This is a genomic window from Moorena producens 3L, assembly GCF_000211815.1.
Taxonomy (GTDB): domain Bacteria; phylum Cyanobacteriota; class Cyanobacteriia; order Cyanobacteriales; family Coleofasciculaceae; genus Moorena; species Moorena producens.
This window is the reverse complement of sequence record NZ_GL890825.1, coordinates 231,298-238,501: the sequence shown is the minus strand read 5'-3', so window position 1 is coordinate 238,501 and position 7,204 is coordinate 231,298. Positions and strand designations below refer to the sequence as shown.

Sequence of the window (7,204 nt, the reverse complement as noted above, 5' to 3'; positions counted from 1 at the left end):
CAAGGCCGGGGAACCCGGCCTTGGGTCGCACCAACGGGCTCGCACCTGCAGTACTTTGGTTCTAGAACTTCTTGTATTGTTCCGGCGCGGAGGGGCATCCCGTGTCGTTAATAAAGCTTACCGAGTATCCGAAGCGATGGCTGGAGTTGGTAAGAAGCCCGCGCTGTACCGCGCTTGTCAGCGTCGGGAGTATGTCACAAAAATAAAGAAATGTGTCAAGAGATGCCATGGATAACTTACAACGATATCGCATTGTCTGCACCCTAAGCTTTGGTGACATTTATGGACAAATTATGGTTTGGTTAATCGTAATTTTCCTGAGTCTCGCCTCAGCCTTAGCTCTTTGGAGTGCTGACCGCCAAATTTACGCTCTGGCAACTGTCGGGCTGATTTTGGTACTATCTCTGCCCTTCCTGCTCTTTGCCTTCGTGACTACATTGTTAAACCATATTGAAATTGCTCAGATGGAAGAGGAGGAAACCACATCAACAGCGGTCGGCAGAGCGCCTAGACAGAAACCGATTGAGGCGACCGGTTGAAGAGAATCCGAACCATCCCCGGCTTTTTCAGAACCCGGGGAAGGAGAGTTGAGAGCCTCCGTGCTTGATGAGGGGCGCTTCATTCTTTGTCAGAATCCTAGGGGCTAGATGCCTAGAGGCTAGATGCCTAGAGGCTATAACCTAGAGCATAAAATAGGAATTCGGATTCCATAATACGACCGAGATGCTAGAACACGATGTCATTATTGTCGGTGGGGGATTAGCTGGATGTCGCGCTGCTTTAGAGATTAAACGCTCTGAGCCTAAGCTGGATGTCGCCCTTGTGGCTAAAACTCACCCAATTCGTTCCCATTCGGTGGCTGCCCAAGGGGGTATGGCAGCTACTCTGAAGAATGTTGATGCGTCCGATAGCTGGGAAGCCCATGCCTTTGACACGGTTAAAGGGTCTGACTACTTGGCAGACCAGGATGCAGTAGAAATCCTCACCAAAGAGGCTCCAGAGGTAGTCATTGAGCTGGAACACATGGGGGTGCTGTTTTCCCGCTTACCGGATGGTCGGATTGCTCAGAGGGCTTTTGGAGGTCATTCCCATCGGCGCACTTGCTACGCGGCAGATAAGACGGGTCACGCCATTTTGCATGAACTGGTGAACAATCTCCGGCATAACGGTGTCAAACTCTACGATGAGTGGTACGTTATGCAGCTGATTTTGGAAGAGGGTCAGGCAAAAGGGGTGGTTATGTTCCAGCTCCTAGACACGAAGGTGGAAGTAGTACGGGCAAAAGCTGTCATGTTCGCTACCGGGGGTTATGGACGGGTATTTAATACGACCTCCAATGACTTTGCCTCCACTGGGGATGGTCTGGCAATGTCAGCTCTGGCTGGGGTGCCTTTGGAAGATATGGAGTTTGTACAGTTTCACCCTACGGGCTTGTATCCGGTGGGGGTTTTGATTTCTGAGGCGGTACGAGGGGAAGGGGCTTATCTGATTAACTCAGAAGGTGATCGCTTTATGAGCGACTACGCCCCCAAACAAATGGAACTGGCACCCCGGGATATTACTTCAAGAGCGATTACCCTAGAACTCAGAGCTGGTCGTGGAATTCATCCTGATGGCAGTGCAGGTGGACCTTTTGTTTACCTTGACCTGCGCCATATGGGCAAAGACAAGATTATGAGTCGGATTCCGTTTTGCTGGGAAGAAGCCCATCGCTTGCTTGGTATTGACGCAGTACATCAACCAATGCCAGTACGACCAACTGCCCACTACTCCATGGGGGGAATCCCTGTCAACACCGATGGGCAAGTCCATAGTGGTAAAGATGGGTTAATTGAGGGCTTCTTTGCCGCTGGGGAATCAGCCTGTATCTCTGTTCATGGGGCAAATCGCCTCGGGAGTAATTCCCTGTTGGAATGTGTCGTTTATGGCAAAAGAACTGGTGCTGCGATCGCAAAATACGTCCAAGACCGGAAGTTACCAGACATTGATGAGCAATCCTACCTCAATGCAGCCCAGGCAAAAATCAAAGCCCTTGTGGAAAAATCTGGCACCTTACGGCTTAACCAGTTGCGTCAAGCCTTCCAAGACTGTATGACCCAATTCTGTGGCGTTTTCCGTAACCAAGCTTCCATGGAGGAGGGGTTAAACCAACTGGAACAATTGAAACAACAGTACCAGCAAATTTATTTGGATGACAAAGGCAACTGTTGGAACACGGAAATTATCGAAGCCTTGGAACTGCGCAATTTAATGATAGTCGGAGAAATCATTCTTACATCTGCCCTGAACCGACGAGAAAGCCGGGGTGCCCATAGCCGGGAGGATTATCCCCAACGGGATGATCCCAATTTTCTCAAACACACCCTAGCTTTTTACTCATCCGCAGGTATTGACCTGCAATATAAACCGGTAAGCATGACCTTGTTTGAACCGAAAGAGCGGAAGTATTGATTACTAGTCCGAGACTGCCTCAGTGGTCGAGTCATGGGTAACTAGCGTTAGTACTCTGTGTCGGTTACTCATCACTAATCTTCGGGAGTTTCGGGAATTTCGGGAGTTTCCGGAGTTTTTGGAGTTTCGGCTGCCAACTGTTTGACTTGGTCTTTGTACTTGGCTGGTGCTAGGGATGTAGCCTGGTCAAAGAGGGGTTTAGCCTTTTCAGTGTTACCCTGTTCTTGAAAAATCATGGCTTTAGCTAGCACTGGTCTCCAGTCATCTTGGTTGCCTTTGATTGCCTGGTCATATATAGCTGTGGCTTCGTCATAACGCTTCTGATTCGCGTAAACTTGACCTAACAACAACTGCACAGAAATGACATCAATGCTCCCAGGCTTAATTTCATTGACTTGCTGGGAACTTTTTAAGGTGTCTTGCAGCAAACCGATGGCTGCTTCTGGGCGGTTTTCCTGGGTTAGCAAACTAACTAACCCTTGCAGAGCATTCATATCCCCAGGCTTAGCGTTTAATATGTCCCGATAGGCTTGAGCTGCTCCTTCGCGATCGCCAATTTGTTGTTTTACCTGAGCCAGCAAGACTCCATAATCTGTCTGGTCAGTATTGAGTTTGGCTAACTTTTCTAGGGGTTCAATCGTGCCTTTGATGTCTCTTAGCTGCAGCCGTATCTCCAGCAGACCTCTCAAAGCCGTTAAATTTTCTGGTTCTCGCTGCAAGACTAGTTCATAACCCTTGGCTTGAGCTTCTAGTTCTGCTTGCTGCTGGGCAGACATATTTGGTGTAGCTGTAGGTGTTGCCCCAACAGAGGCGGGATTATCCTTGAAAATATTCCCTAGCAAAGGAATCATCGAAATACCGATAAACGCTAGCACAGCTAGTACTAGCACTATTTTGATCCACAGACTGCGCTTTTGAGACACAAAACCTTCTTGAACTCTATTGCCATTATGAAACGATTTGGGGGTTTTAAAGTATCCTCCCATAAATCCTATCTATTAAATAAGCTAGCATTAAAGCTCAGTTAAATCGGCTAGAAACCGCTCAGATTAAAGATTCCATAAACTTTGCGGATCTAGCCTTTATCTCACTGCATTCTGTACAGTGGGTAGACTAGTACCAAGTGCGCTCACCCTCCAGTTTTGTGGTGGCAAGAATCCAGGATAATTTTTTCTGGAAAGGACACCGGAAAGCTGGAAGATGTTGACAAAACAATGCTGCCAATGTCAGTCAAAACCACCCATGGGAATGTGTCTCCGCCGCTAGGAGGTTATATGAATTCGTCTGTGAATCGGCTTCCCGACTCAGCTGAGTCATCTGGAATCCAACCACCGGAAGTATCCAGTGTGCAAAACCAGCCCCCAGAAACACCAACTGGTGGCTCTCAAGATACCACCAAATCAGCTCCCTTAGCTGAATCTAATGGGAAAGTAACTACTCAGGTCTCAAGTAAGGTCTCAAGACAGCACCCAATTCCTGCCCCCAGTGAACCTAGGCAATACCGCGCCATTGGTCTGGTCAATGGCAAATATATGCCTTCCGCAGAGCAGTTGACCAGGGGAACACTTGTAGCGGCAGATGGAACCTTGATTGATGCGGTGTTACTCGGTCGGGTCATGAGTTTGGTCAAGAATCACTTAGATCTCAATCAGCCCCACCTCTGGGTTGTCTATCCCCGCATCAGGCAAGCAGACGATAACTTACATGTCCAAATTGTTGGCGTCTGGGAACCAGAAACTCTCGAACCCACAGCTTCAGCTGAAACAACTGACTCGGGAGTTGCTCAGTCCGAAGCAGAAGTCGAGACATCAAATGACTCCTCAGAAGCTGAGGCGGAACCGATTCCGAAGGATGGCTATTTTTCCATTCGTGGCGAGGTGATCTACCATTCGCGGGAGAAGGAACAAGTCGTTGTTAAAATTAGGCAATTACCTCGTAAAGAGTCAGATAAGCCTAAGTTTTTCAAGTTAAAGCTTAAGGGTTGCCTGGGAGAAAGGGTCGTTGGTCATTTTTGGGATTTACATGCACAGCTGCAAGCCAATACCCTGGTGATCCAGGAAGGAAACGATATTGGTTTTCTCAACAAATTTGGACCAAAGAGGAAACCATTTAATAAAAATAAAAAACGTTTTGGTGCTAAAAAGAGTTACCCGAAGCCACGCCCTCCTCGTAAAAAGGATGGCGTGGCTACAGCCACAGCACCCAAACCCCAAAGACCAAGACCGAAACCGATCAAGCGTATTGACAAGGGTAGTAAGGGTGATCCCTCTGGGAATTCTGCTTGATGGGAAGTGGAAAATTGCTCGAAGCGTGAGCTACCACGCTTTACTTTGAAGAAGATGGGGGGATGGGGGAATCGGGACGGACATGGAATATCCCCTACTCCCCTACTCCAGAAGCTACCTGTTCCCCTGGCATCCTCAGAGCAACCCCCAGGAGTTTATTCAATTTTAATTTAATTGATTTTTTTGTTGGCGGGATGGTAAGATTAACAGTCAACAGTTAACAGTCAACAGTTAACAGTCAACAATAATTGACAGTTTATTATTAATTTTTTTTAAATCAAGGGTGTCTTAATTTAAAGTTTTAATTAAGGGATCTACTTGAATAGATAATAATGAATAATTAAGTTCATAGTCACGGATGAATTCGGGGAATAAAGATTAGTACATGCTTGTTCCAAAGTTCCGAAGTTCCGAAGTTACCTTTAAATTAATTTGATTTCCTAAGGCTTATGCTCATTGCTATAACTATAAATTAGTTTGATAAAGGATACGCTAACTAATAGCGTTATTGAATCATTTTGGCTAGTATATGGCGAGATAAATTCCATGGATAGGTAAATTTATCAAAATGTTTGATGGATGTCCATGAGCTACCTAACTAAGGTAGTCTTTTTTGGTGAGAGCGATCGCTATCTATGACTATATTTCTAACCCTGAGCGTTGTCCTACTAGCTTTAATCAGTTTCATTAGGGAATGGATGCCAGTGGATATCACTGCGATCGCAGTGATGGTATTACTTATGCTTCTAAAGCTAGTCACCCCAGAACAGGGAATCTCCGGTTTTGGCAACCCTGCCACGATCACTGTGATGGCTATGTTTATCCTCAGTGCTGGGATTGCCCGAACTGGGGCGCTTCAAATCGTGAATGACCTACTGCTGAAGTGGGGAGGCAAGGAGTCAACCCAGCAAATCTTTACCATGGGAATAATTGCTGGGCCCATAACAGGCTTCATTAACAATACCGCTGTGGTGGCTGTACTACTTCCTATTGTAGAAGATTGGTGCCGCAAGCAAAGTATTTCCCCTTCTAGGCTTTTGATGCCCTTATCCTTTGTCACTATCTTAGGGGGCATGATCACTACCATTGGCACCTCCACTAATGTCTTGGCCAGTGGGTTGTCTAAACAGTTGGGCTATGGTGATTTCAGCTTGTTTCAATTCACCCGATTGGGGCTAATTACATTCACCATAGGATTGGCATATTTGGCTCTAGTGGCACCCCGACTTTTGCCCAACCGTAAAGTAGCCAGCAATGGTATTGTCACTCAGGACTATAATCTCAAAGAGTATGTCAGTGAAATTGTCATTACACCAGATTCCAGCCTAGTGGGGCAAACCCTACGTGCCAGTGAAATTCAGCGGAAGTTTGATTTGGACGTTTTGGAACTGATTCGCAATGGTAGCCGTTTTCCCCAACCGCTGGCAGATAAAGTATTGCGACCAGGGGATATTTTGATTGTGAGGTCTGGTCGGGAGTGTCTGCTGAGAGTCAAAGATGAACGAGGGATAGAAATCTTAGCTGATGTCCAATTTGGAAAGCAACCCTTGGAAACGGGTCTTACCTCTGGGGAGGAAGGGATTGCTGAGGTGTTGATCCTGGCTAACTCTAATTTAATTGGCTCAACCTTAAAGGATATGCGGTTTCGACAACGCTATAACGGTACGGTTTTGGCAATTCGACGGGGACAGGAACTGGTCAGAGAAAGACTTGGAAGAGTTTGCTTGCACTTTGGTGATGTGCTGTTGGTACAAGGTCCGAGGCAAAGTTTGTTGGGATTGCAAACCAGTCGAGATTTGTTGGTGATTGGACAGCGAGATTTAGAAACCCTACGGCGAGACAAAGCAGGGATTGCGATCGCAATTAGTGTAGGGGTAGTCTTAGCAGCTGCCTTTAATGTACTACCGATTATGGTGAGTGCCTTGTTGGGAGTAGTCTTGATGGTGATCACTGGTTGTCTCAAGCCTGGGGAACTGTACGGAACAGTACGCTGGGATATTATTTTCCTGCTGGCTGGGTTAATTCCTTTGGGAATAGCCATGAAGGAGTCAGGCACAACCCAATGGTTAGGGGAAAATTTAGTGGCACTGGGGGGTAATCTCCCTGGTTATTGGTTGTTAACACTGTTCTATGTGGTTACTGTCCTGATCACAGAGGTGCTGTCTAATAATGCTTCGGTGGTGTTACTATTGCCGATTGCTGTGGAGGTAGCTAAGAGTTTGAGTCTCAATCCTCTGGCATTTATGTTTACAGTGATGTTTGCAGCATCCAATAGTTTTATGACTCCGATTGGGTATCAGACCAATACCATGGTTTATGGGCCAGGGGGTTACAGGTTTTTGGATTTTGCTAGGGTGGGTGCCCCATTAAGTTTGTTGATGGCATTGATTATTCCGCCACTGGTGATTGCCCTGTATGGGTTGTCTTGAGTCTCCCCGCTATAAATAGACCGGGATTCTTGAAGCTTT

General features: G+C 46.7%; 7 protein-coding genes. 6 read left to right on the top strand and 1 reads right to left on the bottom strand.

The window, feature by feature from the left end; translation table 11 throughout:
• From LYNGBM3L_RS46945 to LYNGBM3L_RS03815, 3 genes are all read left to right on the top strand, one after another.
• The coding region (locus LYNGBM3L_RS46945; protein ID WP_207554300.1) for a hypothetical protein at window positions 1-235 on the top strand (235 nt) is incomplete at its 5' end.
• Complete coding sequence (locus LYNGBM3L_RS03820; RefSeq protein WP_008179300.1) at window positions 228-539, top strand: hypothetical protein; 312 nt, start codon at window positions 228-230, stop codon at window positions 537-539. The genes LYNGBM3L_RS46945 and LYNGBM3L_RS03820, both read left to right, overlap by 8 nt.
• A gap of 184 nt (window positions 540-723) precedes the next feature.
• Window positions 724-2,451, top strand: a complete 1,728-nt coding sequence (locus LYNGBM3L_RS03815; RefSeq protein WP_008179299.1) for a succinate dehydrogenase/fumarate reductase flavoprotein subunit — start codon at window positions 724-726, stop codon at window positions 2,449-2,451.
• A 74-nt stretch (window positions 2,452-2,525) separates the two neighbouring features.
• Here the strand turns inward: LYNGBM3L_RS03815 and LYNGBM3L_RS03810 are convergent, their stop codons facing one another.
• Window positions 2,526-3,374, bottom strand: a complete 849-nt coding sequence (locus tag LYNGBM3L_RS03810; RefSeq protein ID WP_044492237.1) for a tetratricopeptide repeat protein — start codon at window positions 3,372-3,374, stop codon at window positions 2,526-2,528.
• 300 nt (window positions 3,375-3,674) lie between these two features.
• Between LYNGBM3L_RS03810 and patR the strand changes: the two genes are divergently transcribed.
• From patR to LYNGBM3L_RS03800, 3 genes are all read left to right on the top strand, one after another.
• Window positions 3,675-4,736, top strand: coding sequence for a heterocyst master regulator PatR (gene patR, locus LYNGBM3L_RS03805; protein ID WP_229414284.1), 1,062 nt, complete (start codon window positions 3,675-3,677; stop codon window positions 4,734-4,736).
• Window positions 4,737-4,742: 6 nt separating this feature from the next.
• The gene (locus tag LYNGBM3L_RS42735) at window positions 4,743-4,910 is read left to right on the top strand and encodes a hypothetical protein (RefSeq protein ID WP_154659665.1); all 168 of its coding nucleotides are present in this window, start codon (window positions 4,743-4,745) and stop codon (window positions 4,908-4,910) included.
• Between the two features lie 461 nt (window positions 4,911-5,371).
• Complete coding sequence (locus LYNGBM3L_RS03800; RefSeq protein WP_008179293.1) at window positions 5,372-7,165, top strand: SLC13 family permease; 1,794 nt, start codon at window positions 5,372-5,374, stop codon at window positions 7,163-7,165.
• Window positions 7,166-7,204: the final 39 nt, after the last annotated feature.